Raw genomic sequence first — 14213 nt, 5'->3', positions numbered from 1 at the left:
TCGAAAGAGTCGGGCTTTTTGCGTTTGGGTTTAAAAATATTTTAGGTGAGAACGCTGACATTTCTCCATTCAAACAGGCCTACACTGTCGTCATCCCGTACTTGATGCGGGATCTACCAACAGACCACTCCGTACGTATGACAAATACACCGGAGCAAACCTACTCAGTACTGAAAAACAGGTTTAAATGGATCCCGCATCGCGTGCGGGATGACGACGGAGTTGTTGTTAGAGGTGTGGTAGAGCAGGGTAAACCTGGAGCCGCTGCTGGAAGGCGACACTTTATGTGTAGTAAATACGCCGGCTCAAACATACTCCTTGCTTTCATGATGTATAGAGCGATTTCTGACGAAGTGTCATGTATTTCTCCATTCATCAGGTCTACACTACCGTCATCCCGCATCGCGTGCGGGATGACGACGGAGTTGCTGTTGGAGGTGTGGTAAAGCAGGGCAAACCTGGAGTCGCTGCTGGAAGGCGACACTTTACGTGTAGTAAATACGCCGGCTCAAACATACTCCTTGCTTTCATGATATATAGAGCGATTTCTGACGAAGTGTCATGTATTTCTCCATTCATACAAGTCCACACTGCCGTCATCCCGCACTTGATGCGGGATCTACCAACAGACCACTCCGTACGTATGACAAATACACCGAAACAAACCTACTCAGCACTGAAAAGCTGGTTTAAATGGATCCCGTATCGTGTGCCGGATGACGACGGTGTTGTAGAGCAGGTAAACCTGGAGCCGCTGCAGGAAAACCATACTGTACGCATAGCAAATACACCTACTCAAACATGCTCCTTTTTACAACACAAGTGGATCTGTGTTCACTGAAAGCGCCTCCTATCACTCTGTCGCTTAGATGCGCCTTTACAGCTTGCTCTTAGACTAAGGTCGCAGAATATGTTGTTTGTATGATTTTTGTTCGCTCTGTTACTCTGGGAGGGCAGGTCATCAACTCTTTAAACGTCGGTGCGGCCTGCGTTTGCCGACAAATACAACATGGAAAAGGTAATGAAATATAAAAATTTATTAATGGCGCTGCCATTGCTTGGTGCAATGGAAGTCGCGCTTGCGGTTGACTGTAGTAACTTAACTGACTGGCAGGCTCAGAGTGTGTATACCAAAGGGGACTCAGTCACTTATCAGTCTGTGAGTTACACCGCAAAGTGGTGGACTCAGAATCAAAACCCGGCGAATAACTCAACGACTTATGCTGTATGGAATAAGGATGGTAATTGCGATGCAACTGATCCGGTGCCACAAGTAACCGTGACCTCACCGAGCAACAATGCGAGCATTATTATCGGGACGCCGGTCGATCTGGCAGCATCTGTTTCTCATCCGCAGAGTGTTGCGATTGAGCGGGCTGAATTCTTTATCGATGGAACGCTGATTGCGACAGACAATACCGCGCCGTATTCTGTACCCTGGCAAGCACAAGGACTAGGTAGCCATCAGTTACAGGTATTTGCAGTCGATGCCGCGGGCGGCAGAGGGGAGTCCAGCGCTGTAAACTTTACAGTCGCTGCCGATGATTTCCCTCCGGGTGATCCTAATTTTAAAATTGTCGGCTACTTCCCAAGCTGGCAGGGGGCTGTCAGTGATATCCAGTTTGATAAACTGACGCATATCAATTACTCGTTCTTATTACCTAACGCGGATGGCACGCTTCAGCCGCTTGAAAATTTGAACAAAATGACAGCGCTGGTAAATTCAGCGCATGCAAACAATGTAAAAGTTGGCATTGCTATCGGTGGCTGGAATGGTGGCGATGACAGCGCATTTGAAACATTTGCGGCGTCAGCACAAGGTCGCGCGACGTTTGTACGCGAAGTAATGGCTTTCGTAGAGCTGCATAACCTGGATGGTGTAGATATGGACTGGGAATATCCGGATCCTGGCACCTCAGCTAATAACTATGCACTGTTGATGAAGGAGTTAAGTGCAGAGTTACGTGCTCGTGGTAAGTTCCTGACCGCTGCTGTTGTTGCGCTAGGCTATACAGGCGGTGGGGTTCTGGAGTCTGTATTCCAGGATATCGATTTTCTGAACCTGATGGCTTACGACGCGAACAATGGCAACCATGCGTCGATGCAGTATGCCAAAGACTCAATTGCATACTGGCAGAGCCGTGGCCTGAGCAAAGAGAAAACAGTATTAGGTGTGCCGTTTTATGCGCGCCCAACCTGGAAGGCATATCGGACACTGGTGCAGGAAAACCCAGCGAACGCCTGTCGGGATACAGATGGCAACAGTTATTACAACGGTATTCCAACCATACGGGCAAAAACTGAGTATGCCAAGCTAAACGCGGGCGGTATTATGAACTGGGAGCTGTCTCATGATAGCAAGGGCCCGGCTTCATTGCTCACTGCAAAGTGGGAAGTTGCAAAAGGCTTAGCCCCCAGTTATACCTGTCAGTAATTCAGCAATAATCTCAGAGTTCAGCGGCAAATGCAGCTGCTGAACTCATGTGTGCTTAGTAAAATTGTTTTAGCGTGTCCAGATCCGGCAGTAAAGGCAGATCAGATAGCCTGTTTTGCCAGTGCTGGATAACTTCAGGTATGCTCTCGTAATAGGGGTGGAGCAAATAGCTGCCCAGCAGTACCACGGCTAATTGCAGGGTTGATGCCAGCGGAGCACTGGTTGCAATCGGTTTAAGTGCACTGCCAAACGAAGATTTCAGTTCGTTGTTATTAATATCCACCGCGTAACACTCATCCAGGGTCAGGTGGGTCAACATGCCGAGTGTGACCATTACACCGCATAGTAGTGAAAAAGGCAGCGCTTTACCCAAAAATAAGGGCATGTTAATAGCGATGACGGCAAACATTATCACAGACAATAGTGAGTGGCTTGCGCCGCGGTGAATGGTATAGCTTTCGAAGATGGGCTTCAGGGCGTACATGAAAAGCAAATAGATGCCGATCCCAGACAACCAAATGCTGAGCAATGAATTAAACTCGATGGCCAGGGGCAGGCTGATTGCGGCGCAAAGCGCGAAAATTGAAAACAAACTGTTTAAAGAGCGAGATTTGTCGGCATCAAGGTCAGGGAGCAGTCCGGCTAGCGAACCTACGATAAATAACACCAACACATCGTTAAGATTGGCCAGGTTGGTTGCCAGTATAACGGATGAAGCGGCGGCGCTCACCACCACGGATACTTTAAAGTGAGTTGCAAAATTAGCCACTGAATATATTTCCGAATGAATGGAGACTACATCAGCCACAGAACGTGTCTGTGGCTGTTCTATCAGTCTGATCATAATGGCATTTTCAGCATATGACTAGCCCAAAAACAAAGGGTTACTTAAAACGATTGGAACAGCAGAGTAAACCAGGCAATGAACAGTATGATACTGCCAAGGGCAAAAGCCAGAGTGCGCATTTTCAGATTGTGCCCAAGGATGTGCTCGTAGCAGTGCCAGTATCGCGCAGCAACAAATACGGTGCTGTACACATACCAAATCTGGCTTTGAATCCCCTGAATGTGCAGCAGGAGTAACAGACAAATAAACAAGACTGGCAGCTGGAACTGATTATCATAGCTGTTGGTCAGTAACCTGATCCGTTCAGGAAAGCCTTCTTTGCTGACAAAGCGTATGTCTGTCAGAGATATTTTCCGTTGGTAGACTGCCCGAATACGCAAGGTGGCAGTGGTAAACCACAATAAGGTGTAAAGTAACACTAAGAAAAAGATTGGGATATGGATCCACATTGGGTTGTTCCTTTTTTAATTAAGACTGGTTTTACTTTATCTGAGGCAAGCGATAAGTTACTGTGTCAATATTGACTAATTTCAGGTTAAAAATGACATGCACGTTGTACTTTTGTGTCCTCCTAAAGTATTCGCCAGCGCATTAACTGGTGTAATAGACATCTTCAACGTGGCCAATCAGGTAATGGGCAGGCAGTTTTTCACCTGGAAAATTGCAGCACTGAGCAGCGAGCTTCAGGTTGCCAGTAGCCAGGGGCTGACGATTCACTGTGATGCCACTTTGACTGAGCTAAGAGGTTACGATGTCATTGTTTGGGTGGGGGCTCAGTACAGCGGGCCTGATACGTTATGGGAGCAATGCAGACAGGTAACTCAGGCGCTTAATGGGCTTGATAATACACTCAATGGTTGCCGTTATCATTTAGCGGGCTGTTGCGGTGTTGCTTATCTGGCCGCAACAGGATTGCTTAATGAACACAGGGTTACTGCGAGTTGGTGGTTAGCGCCATTTTTTGCCAAGTACTTTCCGCATATAGACTTTAAAGCAGATGAAATAGTGTTTCGTAGTGATAACGTTTACACAGCCGGGGCGGCACACAGTTACTTACACCTGATCCTGACCTTTATCAGCGATATGGCAGGAAAAGAGGTCGCGGAGCAAATAGCCTCCTGGCTGGCAATTCCGCAAAAGTCGGCAAATCAAAATCAGTTTATCAGGCTTAGTGTGCTACTGGATCATGCAGATGAACAAGTCAGAGCGGTACAATCACTTATCGAAGAAAAGCTTAACGAGACCTTGAGTCTGAAACGCCTGGCAGGTGCGGTGTATATGTCAGAGCGTAGTTTGATTCGACGCTTCAAGCAACACGTTGGCATGACGCCCATGGATTACGTTCGCCTGGTTCGGCTGGAGAAGTCCAAACATCTGTTGGCTAGTTCCACTTTATCTCAGGAGCAGATAGCGTATAAGGTCGGCTATCAGGACCCACAAGCGCTGGCGAAACAGTTTAAGAAACACTTCCAGACTAGTATGAAGGCGTTTAGAGAATAATAGTAATTTAGTATATGTATTTTCTCTTACTACTGTTATAAAAGTATTAAGTGTCATTGTGGACTCTGCAATTATGAATGCACATCTTAGTCTGGTCGCTTTTTGCCTGACAACTCTTGTTGCCTGCGGCGGTGGCTCCTCTGACAGTGGCACCGCCACTGATAACGCTTCATCTAATACGACAGCGAATGCAAACAACGCCCAGCAACCCTCGGGTGGCACCGATACGCCTGCAGATGACAATACTGGTGAAGCAGTAGACCCATCTGGTGATCAGGGAGGGGGTAGCGGCGACTCCGAGCCACACAATGCGCCTCCTGAAGTAGAAGTCTCTATTGTTCAACCCGAGGTCGTTAAGGGCGCGTCTTTGACTTTATCTGCAAATGTTGCAGATCCTCAGGACACCTCATTTAGTTACCTATGGAAACAACTTAGTGGGCCTCCAGTAGAGCTGGGCGATGTTACCGGCCCAATCCTCACCGTAACGATACCCGAAACTTATCAGGCTGAAGGTGATAACTATCAATTTTCAGTTACCGTGACAGGTGCTCAGGGCGCTGAAACAACGACAGAAATCGAGGTCTACGCCAGCAATGCAATGTCTGATATTCAGGCCGCCATGCTCCTGCACCAGGGCACGATGGGACCGACACTCGAAGAAGTGAATGCAGCAACGGGCATGAGTGAAGAGCAGTGGTTAGCTGACCAAATGGCATTGTCGGCAACGTATCACTCGCCATTACTTGATAACTATCCAGATAGGGATACCCCGTATCAAATCAACCGCATAGATGCCTGGTGGAAGGCCACTTTAAATGCCGACGACCAGCTCAGACAGCGTGTTGCCTTCGCTTTAAGTGAAATATTTGTGGTATCGGACGCAAACAATGCGCTTAAAGGAGAACCGGAAGGGATGCTGGCATACTACGATTTGTTGCTTGAGCATGCGTTTGGTAACTACCGCAGTTTGCTGGAAGCCGTAACCTTGTCTCCTGTCATGGGGACTTACCTGAGTCATCTGGGTAACGAAAAAGCAGATCCTGAACGTAATATCCGCCCTGATGAAAACTATGCGCGAGAAGTCATGCAGCTGTTCACCATAGGGCTTGAAATGCTCAACCAGGATGGCTCCGTGAAACTGGGAGAAGATAATCAGCCCATTGCGACCTATTCCCAACAGGAGATAACCGGGTTTGCGCGGGTTTTTACTGGCTGGACCTTTGCTTTTTCAGCACGCTGGAATCGCCCGAGCCGGAACTTCTCCCTGCCTATGCAGGCATTTCCTGAATATCACTCCGCACTCGAAAAAACGCTGTTAAATGGTGTCGTGATCCCTGCCGGAGTTGGACCTGAAGAGTCTATGCAGATGGCGCTGGATAACTTATTCAACCACTCTAATGTGGGCCCTTTTATCAGTAAGCAACTGATCCAGCGTTTGATCACCTCTAATCCCTCAGCTCAGTATGTTGCACGGGTAGCAGAGGTATTTAGTGACAACGGAAACGGTGTTAGGGGGGATTTGAGCGCGGTGGTCCGCGCAATATACCTCGATGACGAAGCCCGACGATATGGTTCGGTACTTGCTTATCAGGGTAAAATCAAGGAGCCACTGTTAAAAAGTGTTCAGATGTGGCGCACATTGAATGCTCACAGCGAAGAAGGTAACTATTTCACCTGGAACCTCGATGAGAGGTATGGTCAGGGTCCGATGTTATCACCATCAGTATTTAATTTTTTCCGGCCTGATCACCAACCGGCAGAGCTCAGCGCTCAGGGGTTATTTGCGCCTGAATTACAGATAGCCAATGATGCAGCTATGATAGGCACTCTAAACCAACAATATAGTGACCTAATATGGCGAATGGCTGAGCGTCACACGACCTTGAATCCATCAGCGATTTACCTGTATGGCCACAGTGATATTACTTTGCTGGAGTCAAACGGTCTGAACGCTTTGCTTAACAGATACAACGTGCTGTATTTTGCTGGCAATATGTCAGAGTCGACTCGAAATGCCCTGATTGAGCTGGACGAATACTTCAGTAATAAGAGTGCAGCAGACAGGGTTGGGCAGCTTTTGTTCATGGTGTCGTTATCACCTGAATTTAATGTGCAGTATTAGGAGGCAAAGAAGATGAACAAAAGCAGAAGAGACTTTTTGTCATTGTGCCTGAAAGGCGGCATGTCTGCGGCAGCGCTGACCAGTTTGCAGCTTCAGGCCCTCTCTGGCAGCATTCAGGCGCGCAGTTTTTCTGACTATAAAGCACTGGTGTGTGTATATCTATATGGTGGCAATGACTCAATGAATATGTTGGTGCCGCTAAGTGGTGAGCCACGAACCTGGTATGAAGCAAGCAGACAAAATCTGGCCGTGCAGGGAGCGAAGGTTCTCAATTCAACAAGTGAATTCGAAGGGGGAGTGGGGTTGCATCCGGCATTGAATGCACTGCAGCCGCATTTTGAACAGCAATCGCTTGCTTTCGTCGGGGGGGTCGGTACGTTAATTACGCCGACGTCTTTGACACAATACAAAGCTAAAAGCGTTCCACTGCCACAGCATCTTTTTTCTCACAATGATCAGCAAGCGACTTGGATGCATGGTCAGGAAAAGCAGACTCTGAATACCGGCTGGGGTGCCAGGTTGTTAGAGAGGCTGGATCAAGGGACGGTATTTGGCAGTAATATTACAATTGATGGAGCTAATCCCTGGCAAACAGGTACTAATACCAGTGCTTTTGCGCTAAGTAAAAGTGGGATCAGTAAAATCAATGCATTGAGAGGCTATGAACCGCGTGTTGAACATGTGCGGCGTGTTATGCAAACTTTGTTTAGTGAGGCGGCACACCCCTTGGCTGCAGCTTATGCGAGCAGGTTGAATGGCTCTATTGATCACACCTTGCATATGAATACCTTACTTGAGCAGGCACCGACTTTAACCACCGAATTTGGTGAATCCAGCTTGTCTGCGCAACTCGCTGCAGTTGCAAAAACCATCAGCATTCAGTCTCAGCTCGGTGCTAAACGACAGGTTTTCTTCGTATCCATGGGCGGCTTTGATACGCACGACAATCAGGAATCAACCCATCCGGCTTTATTGGAAGGACTGGCGCAAAGCATGGTCGAATTTCAAAGTGCAGTGGCTGAACTTAACCTGGCAGATCAGGTTACCACATTTACTATGTCTGATTTTGGACGTACTTTGACCTCTAATGGTGACGGGACAGATCATGGCTGGGCGGGCAACCAGTTGGTATTGGGTGGCGCGGTGAATGGAGGGGATGTTCACGGAGCCATGATGGCACAGCGACTTGATGGCAATGAAGATGTTGGCGGCGGGCGTCTGATCCCTGCGTTCAGTAACGAGCAATATTTTGCGCCGCTTGCACGTTGGTTTGGTCTTGCCGACAGTGAATTGACAGAACTGTTTCCCAATCTCAGTCATTTTGATGCGCAGGCACTGTCCTTATTTAAGAGTTAGTATTTCGGTTTTTCTTCAACGACTGGCGTGGTAAATTAGCTCGTGAAATGTCACGAGGTAAGCTATGTCTTCAGTAATTGCACAATTTTTGAATGATCCCCGCCTGTTGCTTAATGCAGTGGGTGAAGGGATCTATGGATTTGATCTGTCCGGCAATGCGGTTTTTATTAATCCGGCTGCTGAAAAAATGACCGGATGGTCAGCGGATGATTTACTGGGCAAGAAAATTCATCAGTATCACCACCATAGTTATGCAGACGGCACACCTTATCCTGCTGATCATTGTCAGATTTATCGCACTATGTTTGACGGCAAGACCCGTCATGTCACCGATGAAGTATTCTGGCGAAAAGACGGCAGTTGCTTTGCCGTAGAATATACCTCAACACCGGTTTTTAAGGATGAGCAGATAGTAGGTGCTGTCGCGATATTTCGCGATATATCCAAACAAGTTGAAGCTGAGCAGGCACTGAGGGACGCACTTGAACAGGTTCAGACACTTTCTGAACAGCTTAAAGAGGAAAATAGTTACCTCCTTGCAGAGATCAATGAAGACTGGCAAGACTCGGGGCTGGTAGGGCAGAGTCATATTTTTCAGACCATGCTCGAGCAGATCAAGCTGGTGAGCCAGACTGATAGTACCGTCCTTATCTTGGGTGAAAATGGCACCGGTAAAGAGCTGGTCGCACGTAACCTGCACCGTTTGAGCCTGCGTAACACACAGCCCTTTGTACGGGTTAATTGCGCAGCATTTTCGCCGAGTTTGCTGGAATCTGAGTTATTTGGCCATGAAAAAGGGGCGTTTACAGGGGCGAATGAAAGACGCAAGGGGCGTTTTGAATTGGCACATCAGGGCACATTGTTTTTGGATGAAATTGGCGAATTACCATTGGAAGCGCAGAGTAAGCTACTGAGAGTGCTGCAGGAGCAGGAGTTTGAGCGTGTTGGCGGTAGCAAAACGATTTCGGTGGACATTCGTGTCATAGCTGCCACAAACAGAGACTTATGGCAAATGGTCGAAAAAGGCGAATTCAGGATGGATTTATACTATCGGCTGAACGTCTTTCCAATCAAAGTGCCCGCGCTCAGAGAACGTCTGGAGGACATTCCACTACTGTGTGCCAATATGCTATCCCGGCTCAATGCTCGTTTAGGCAAGCATTTGCGAGGCATTGCCAAGTCTTCGCTGGCAAAACTACAGGCGTATGACTGGCCCGGTAATATCCGCGAATTGCAAAATATTCTGGAACGCGAAGCCATTTTAACGACTGGCAGAACATTGAGGCTGACCCAGGCATTGGCAGCTAATACCAGTGGCGTCCCTGTAGCTCAGGATTTATCCCTTGAACATGCTCAACGTGAGCACATAGTAACGGTGCTTGATCTTTGCCAGTGGCGTGTAGCAGGTGAGCAAGGTGCTGCAGCCCTGCTAGGTATGCCAGAAAGCACCCTGAGATCTAAAATGAAAAAGCTAAACATTCAAAGAGAACGCGAAATATAGCGAGGTTTCGTGATATATCACGAGATTGCTTTCTTGGTGATTTTAAAATTTTAATTAAAACAGTGTGTTAAAAACTTTCAGTTTGGTCTGAAACTTGCAAATTGTATGGGTGTGTTTCACTGACAATAAGCAAGTATTATGAAGTTCGATATTAAAGAAGAAGATATGATCATTAAGCCCTATAAGCAGGACGGGCCGATCTATATCCGTGAGCAAAAGGGACCTTTTCAGCAGATCCGTCGCTACCTGGGCTGGTTCCTGATGTTGGTTTTCATTGCTATTCCCTGGATCCCGTACAAAGGCCAGCAGGCAGTGTTGCTGGACGTGGCTTCTCAGCAGTTTCGTATTTTCGGCGTGACTTTATTACCACATGATTTCATGATCCTGGCCTGGGTATTCATGGCCGGCGCGTTTGGCTTGTTTTTTGTAACTAATTGGTTGGGTAGGGTGTGGTGTGGTTACACCTGTCCACAAACGATTTGGATGCTGATGTTTACTTGGGTTGAACATCGGATCGAAGGGACTCGAAACCAAAGGATTAAGCTGGATAAAAGTAACTGGGATAGTAAAAAGGTCTCTAAAAAGTTGGCAAAACATGCCGTATGGGTACTCATCTCCGTCTTTACTGCTACTTCTTTCATGGCCTATTTTGTACCAGCAAAAACACTCTATATCGAGATGTTTACTCTGCAATGGTCTGGCCTGGTCAGTTTCTGGGTCTTCCTGTTCGCGTTTTGTACTTATGGAAACGCCGGTTTCCTGCGAGAGAAAATGTGCAATGTAGCGTGTCCTTACTCTCGTTTTCAGTCTGTGATGTTTGATAAAGACACCTTAGTCGTTTCATACGATGCGGCACGCGGTGAAAACCGAGGCCCCAGAAAGCGCAAGGCAGATCACAAAGCCATGGGATTAGGTGATTGTGTTGATTGTAATTTATGCGTTGAAGTGTGTCCGGCTGGTATAGACATCAGAAACGGATTGCAATACGAATGCATTAACTGCGGGCTCTGTATTGATGCATGTGATGAGACGATGAACAAGTTTGGTTATGGCACCGGACTTATCAAGTACACCAGTGAAAATACACTATCTGGCAAAAAGACCAATCCATTCAGACTTAAGCTGGTTGGCTATGCGGCCTTATTCGCCATGATTGTTGTCACTATGGTGATTTGGGCGATGAATCGTACGCCTATAGAAGCTTCGGTGATCCGTGACCGAAATGCGTTATACCGAGTAAACTATGAAGGACTGGTTGAAAACCCTTACACACTGAGCATTATCAACAAAACGCAGCAGGTTCTGCATTATCGGATCGGTATAAGTGGGATAGAGCACGCGACTCTTTCGGCGCCCGAATCTATTAAGATTGAAGCGGGGCAAATGCTGCTAGTGCCTGTAACTGTTACCGCTGATGGTTACGATCTTAGTCGCACTGCAACGTCCATTAACTTTATCGTGACAGCTGAAGAAGATGCCGGCATCACGATTGAAAAAGAAAGTTACTTCTACAAAAATCGCTAAAGGCGTTTTAATTTCGGTCTTCTCCGATGTACACCTCATTACTGAGTTTATTTGTCTCAGTGATGAGGTGTCTATTCAGTTTACTCTTTAAATGATCCGGTAGCCATTTTAACATAATCGTTTTGTAATCATCCTCTTTTACCAATCTGATGAGTGCATTGTCAAAGAGCTGAACCAGTTTTTTACCAGCTGTATTGTTAGTACAGCCAATATAACCTTTGGCGACAAGTGGCACGCCAGACAAGGACAGCTGAGTCAGGTTGTCGGTGCCAAGACGTTTACTCAGATAGTAATGCTCACTGGGGTAGCCCAGCACTAAATCGACACGTTTCTTCAGTAACATGTTGGTCAGGCTTTGCAAGGTGTCCCAACCTGGCCTGACAACAATTTGGTCGCGTGGTAATCGTGTAATGAGCTGATCCAGTGCTTGTCCATATGAACGGCTTTGGGCAACGCCAAGCGTAAGTCCATGCTTGACGACCAGTTCGACCAGGGAGATATCTTGATGGACGTTCAGACCCAGTGCACGGGCTGTTTCTTTGCGAAGCGCCAAACCGGGTGCCAGGCCTAGCGTGGAATAGTGTTTTGTATAGGTGATGTGCTTTTCCCTGCTTTTTGTCTTGTATAAGGAGACCATACAGTAACCAGAGTGACTGTGGCTAAGCTCATAAATGGCGCGGCTTGCGGGAAACCCCTGGCGCTGATGTTGCCGATTATCAATCAAAGTATGTAAGAGCGTAATCAGTTGCTCATCCCGGCCTTCGCCTTCGTCCCGGTCTGAGTAGATATAGTAGGGCGGAAAATCTATGGTGATCCATGATATGACGTCATTATCGGTGCGTGCATGACAAAATAGAGTAAAACATGTTAACAGCAGCAAAAAAACTTTCACGCAATACTCCGACAGTGTTACCTGACTAATCAGTTTAGCAGAGGTGATTCAAAACGCAGGAAAGGCTGCACAGCTCGACTCTTTAGAAGGGGTAATTAAGAATATTTATTTTTAAATTATTTTTACAAATTGCAAAGTTTTGCTACATTTTAAAAGGTTCCCCTAAAGTTTTGCGCTAATTAAAGAACATGGACAGTTAAACTCAGTTACGCTGCAATCGGTGCATTTTTCAGTTATGATAAGGGGTTGGCGTAACAATAATAATTTTACTGGAAATAAGAGAAAAAAATTATGGTTACGCTCATCGTTGGTGACATATTCGGTCATAGTGATTATCTTGAGGACTTTGCACAAAACCTTGGGGCGGATTATAAAGTCAGTTCGCCCTATGGCGAGTTTGAGGCCAAAATAAACCTTCCAGAAAACCAAGTATACCAGAGCTTTATTGACGAAGTCGGGCATGACAAATATATGCGGCAGGTGTTGGATGACATCCTTGCATACCAACCTGATCTCATTATCGCCTTCAGCGCTGGGGCTGTTGCTGCCTGGCGTGCATTGTCAGCTATTGCGCTTAAGAGCTCCGTTAAACTCATTGCTTTTTACCCTGGGCAGATCCGTAACTACCTGCACCTCAACCCTGGTTGTCGAGTCGATATTTTCTTCCCCTATCAGGAACACCATTTTGACATTGTGCCAATAATGGAAATTTTGCAACAACAACCAAATATCGAGTGTTTTCGCACCCGATATGAACACGGGTTTATGAATAGCCTGTCGAGCCATTATAACAGTGATGCTTATGGGCATTATCTGGCGAAATGCCAGGAGGAAGTGGCACAACTGGCAAAGATCAAATTTAACTATCGGCGTATCAAAGATGAACTAGACTTAGTGTCATCTTAATCGTTGTAGGCACTTAACACGCCCCAGTTATCAGTCATGGAAGTACAGCCTAAGGTTGCGAAGTGGTGGTTACTGATAATGTAAAGGAGCAGTGATAGCAAACTGATTTGGTATCACTGTGTTTCAGATGCCGCATGTCACCACCGCAATAGAAGGAGTTTTCTATGTCTGAAAAACTAACTGTCCCTTATCGCCACTTTCTCGGCAACCCGATTGCTAAACCCCCGTGCAGAATGCTCAATGCAATGATGTACGGATTTTTTGTGAAGGGAAAAATTGAAAAAATACAAGCCTTTTTCGACGCTACGTTGAACTCCGTCCCGAACGAAACCAATACGTATAAAGCCATTTCCTCTCACTGCCTGCTAACGTTCACGGACATCGAAAATATCGCCTCCAAAGTACCACCGTTTAGCAATTATGGCTATATGCAGGAAACAGACATTATCATTTGGGTACCGGTGGCAGAGGTGTGCAAAAATACCAGCCGCATGACTCACCTATACTGGTATCCGGCATTCATCACAGTCAATAACATTAATGCGCTGATCAATGGTCGCGAGACCTGGGGGTACAATAAGTATTTGTGTCGCTACGAAATGCCTGCAGATCGCCGTCATGCTGATCACTTTTCACTGAGCCTGGAAACATTCCAACCTTATGATCCAAATAAGAAAATGGCCTGGTACGAGCTGCTGTCTATTGATCGTGTTGCTGATGATGACACCTGGTTTGAAGAGGCGGTTGAGATCAGTAAGGAAGTTGCTGAGCTACTGCACGAAAGTGCCAGTGAAATCGATATTAGTAGTGAGTTTATTAAGCAATTACTCACCGGGTTCACGAACCCAATGCTAGATCAAATCTTCTTCAAGCAGTTTCCCGACGGATTTGCCACAAACAGTGTATATAGCGCCGTTGTTCATTCACCCTCGGAGGTTAAAAAACTACACAAGCTGGGCTTTTTAAAAGATGAATATAAAGTCACTTTTAACCAGGTTGATGCATTCCCACTTGAAGATATGTTTGGGATCCCAGTCGGCGAGCAATTTGCCAAGCTGCCTTATTACTTATGTATGGACTTTGATCAGGATGGTGCACACGAGATTGTTAAGGCAGATTTGGGATAGGTGG

At 46.6% G+C, this 14213-nt stretch carries 13 protein-coding genes; 10 read left to right on the top strand and 3 right to left on the bottom strand.

The window, feature by feature from the left end; translation table 11 throughout:
• The 3 genes from CWB98_RS24260 to CWB98_RS18420 all read left to right on the top strand — a co-directional run.
• On the top strand, positions 1-446 hold a 446-nt coding region (locus tag CWB98_RS24260), incomplete at its 5' end, for a hypothetical protein (protein WP_212751149.1).
• A gap of 197 nt (positions 447-643) precedes the next feature.
• Entirely contained in the window at positions 644-841 is a 198-nt protein-coding gene (locus CWB98_RS18425; RefSeq protein WP_138546181.1) for a hypothetical protein, read from the top strand.
• Between the two features lie 180 nt (positions 842-1021).
• Positions 1022-2434: a glycosyl hydrolase family 18 protein gene (locus tag CWB98_RS18420; protein WP_138546180.1), complete on the top strand. Its 1413-nt coding sequence runs from the start codon at positions 1022-1024 to the stop codon at positions 2432-2434.
• A 55-nt stretch (positions 2435-2489) separates the two neighbouring features.
• On the opposite strand, the gene CWB98_RS18415 is transcribed toward CWB98_RS18420, so the two are convergent.
• Both CWB98_RS18415 and CWB98_RS18410 read right to left on the bottom strand, forming a co-directional pair.
• The gene (locus tag CWB98_RS18415) at positions 2490-3278 is read right to left on the bottom strand and encodes a metal-dependent hydrolase (protein ID WP_138546179.1); all 789 of its coding nucleotides are present in this window, start codon (positions 3276-3278) and stop codon (positions 2490-2492) included.
• A 44-nt stretch (positions 3279-3322) separates the two neighbouring features.
• On the bottom strand, positions 3323-3730 hold the full coding sequence (locus CWB98_RS18410; protein WP_138546178.1) for an MAPEG family protein: 408 nt from the start codon (positions 3728-3730) through the stop codon (positions 3323-3325).
• 97 nt (positions 3731-3827) lie between these two features.
• Between CWB98_RS18410 and CWB98_RS18405 the strand changes: the two genes are divergently transcribed.
• From CWB98_RS18405 to ccoG, 5 genes are all read left to right on the top strand, one after another.
• Complete coding sequence (locus tag CWB98_RS18405; protein WP_138546177.1) at positions 3828-4781, top strand: GlxA family transcriptional regulator; 954 nt, start codon at positions 3828-3830, stop codon at positions 4779-4781.
• 73 nt (positions 4782-4854) lie between these two features.
• A complete protein-coding gene (locus tag CWB98_RS18400; RefSeq protein WP_138546176.1) occupies positions 4855-6903 on the top strand; it encodes a DUF1800 domain-containing protein in 2049 nt (682 codons plus the stop codon).
• A gap of 12 nt (positions 6904-6915) precedes the next feature.
• Positions 6916-8259, top strand: a complete 1344-nt coding sequence (locus CWB98_RS18395) for a DUF1501 domain-containing protein (protein WP_138546175.1) — start codon at positions 6916-6918, stop codon at positions 8257-8259.
• 64 nt (positions 8260-8323) lie between these two features.
• Positions 8324-9760: a sigma-54 interaction domain-containing protein gene (locus CWB98_RS18390; protein ID WP_138546174.1), complete on the top strand. Its 1437-nt coding sequence runs from the start codon at positions 8324-8326 to the stop codon at positions 9758-9760.
• A 138-nt stretch (positions 9761-9898) separates the two neighbouring features.
• On the top strand, positions 9899-11284 hold the full coding sequence (gene ccoG / locus CWB98_RS18385) for a cytochrome c oxidase accessory protein CcoG (RefSeq protein WP_138546173.1): 1386 nt from the start codon (positions 9899-9901) through the stop codon (positions 11282-11284).
• 7 nt (positions 11285-11291) lie between these two features.
• On the opposite strand, the gene CWB98_RS18380 is transcribed toward ccoG, so the two are convergent.
• A complete protein-coding gene (locus CWB98_RS18380) occupies positions 11292-12176 on the bottom strand; it encodes a transporter substrate-binding domain-containing protein (RefSeq protein ID WP_138546172.1) in 885 nt (294 codons plus the stop codon).
• A gap of 291 nt (positions 12177-12467) precedes the next feature.
• On the opposite strand from CWB98_RS18380, the gene CWB98_RS18375 reads away from it, so the two are divergent.
• Together CWB98_RS18375 and CWB98_RS18370 are read left to right on the top strand one after the other, a co-directional pair.
• A complete protein-coding gene (locus CWB98_RS18375) occupies positions 12468-13082 on the top strand; it encodes a hypothetical protein (RefSeq protein ID WP_138546171.1) in 615 nt (204 codons plus the stop codon).
• A gap of 164 nt (positions 13083-13246) precedes the next feature.
• On the top strand, positions 13247-14209 hold the full coding sequence (locus tag CWB98_RS18370; RefSeq protein ID WP_138546170.1) for an acetoacetate decarboxylase: 963 nt from the start codon (positions 13247-13249) through the stop codon (positions 14207-14209).
• Positions 14210-14213: the final 4 nt, after the last annotated feature.

This window comes from Pseudoalteromonas rubra (assembly GCF_005887115.1).
Lineage (GTDB): Bacteria > Pseudomonadota > Gammaproteobacteria > Enterobacterales > Alteromonadaceae > Pseudoalteromonas > Pseudoalteromonas rubra_F.
The sequence above is the reverse complement of the archived record's forward strand: the minus strand, read 5'-3'. Positions and strand labels throughout refer to the sequence as shown.

Bases quoted from the DNA above. Each gene is read 5' to 3' on its own strand.
- CWB98_RS18390 (WP_138546174.1), top strand. From the start codon at position 8,324: ATGTCTTCAGTAATTGCACAATTTTTGAATGATCCCCGCCTGTTGCTT.
- CWB98_RS18400 (WP_138546176.1), top strand. From the start codon at position 4,855: ATGAATGCACATCTTAGTCTGGTCGCTTTTTGCCTGACAACTCTTGTT.
- CWB98_RS18405 (WP_138546177.1), top strand. From the start codon at position 3,828: ATGCACGTTGTACTTTTGTGTCCTCCTAAAGTATTCGCCAGCGCATTA.
- CWB98_RS18415 (WP_138546179.1), bottom strand. From the start codon at position 3,278: ATGATCAGACTGATAGAACAGCCACAGACACGTTCTGTGGCTGATGTA.
- ccoG (WP_138546173.1), top strand. From the start codon at position 9,899: ATGAAGTTCGATATTAAAGAAGAAGATATGATCATTAAGCCCTATAAG.
- CWB98_RS18395 (WP_138546175.1), top strand. From the start codon at position 6,916: ATGAACAAAAGCAGAAGAGACTTTTTGTCATTGTGCCTGAAAGGCGGC.
- CWB98_RS18420 (WP_138546180.1), top strand. From the start codon at position 1,022: ATGAAATATAAAAATTTATTAATGGCGCTGCCATTGCTTGGTGCAATG.
- CWB98_RS18410 (WP_138546178.1), bottom strand. From the start codon at position 3,730: ATGTGGATCCATATCCCAATCTTTTTCTTAGTGTTACTTTACACCTTA.
- CWB98_RS18375 (WP_138546171.1), top strand. From the start codon at position 12,468: ATGGTTACGCTCATCGTTGGTGACATATTCGGTCATAGTGATTATCTT.
- CWB98_RS18370 (WP_138546170.1), top strand. From the start codon at position 13,247: ATGTCTGAAAAACTAACTGTCCCTTATCGCCACTTTCTCGGCAACCCG.
- CWB98_RS18425 (WP_138546181.1), top strand. From the start codon at position 644: ATGACAAATACACCGAAACAAACCTACTCAGCACTGAAAAGCTGGTTT.